Raw genomic sequence first — 742 nt, 5'->3', positions numbered from 1 at the left:
GCAGCGGCAGCAGCGGCGACGACAGCAGCGGTAGCGGCAGCGGCAATGACGGCAACGACGTCTATGACGGCGGCGCCGGCTATGACACGCTCGACCTGTCGGCCCTGATCAAGGTGGTGATTGCCGACATCGAGGCCGGCTATGCCGAGGGCGAGGAGATCGGCCGCGATACCATTGCCGGCTTCGAGACCATCCATGGCGGCTCCGGTGACGACCGCTGCTCCGGTGGTAGCGGCACCGACATCCTGTATGGCGGGGGTGGTGACGATCAGGTGGCCGGACGCAGCGGCGACGACCACCTGATCGGCGGCGACGGCAACGACTACCTCGACGGTGGCAGCGGCGACGACGTCTTCATCGTGCTGGCCCGCAGCGACAGCAATGGCAGCCCCAATGGCGGCGACGACGGCAACGACCGGATGGAGGGCGGCAGCGGCAGCGACTGCTACGACGCCTCGGCAACCGTGCTCGGCGTCGTCATCGATATCGAGCGCGGCGAGGCCTCCGGTGCGGAGATCGGCGCGGACGAGCTTGTCGATGTCGAGGATGCCAGCGGCGGCGGCGGCGACGACCTCATCGTCGCCTCGGCCAGGATCAACGTGCTCGTCGGTGGCGAAGGCTCCGACATCTTCGTCTTCCAGTCCGTCGCCAGCCTGCAGAACGACGGCTCCGGCCATGACGAGATCCTCGACTTTGCCGTCGGCGACCGCATCGATCTTTCCGCCCTTGGCCAGACCGGCGC

Annotated in this window: 1 protein-coding gene; it reads left to right on the top strand. The window is 68.2% G+C overall.

From position 1 onward, the window contains the following. On the top strand, positions 1-742 hold a 742-nt coding region (locus tag PMI09_RS29640), incomplete at both ends, for a calcium-binding protein (protein WP_007803070.1).

Source organism: Rhizobium sp. CF122, from assembly GCF_000282035.1.
Classification (GTDB): Bacteria; Pseudomonadota; Alphaproteobacteria; order Rhizobiales; family Rhizobiaceae; genus Rhizobium.
The sequence above is the reverse complement of the archived record's forward strand: the minus strand, read 5'-3'. Positions and strand labels throughout refer to the sequence as shown.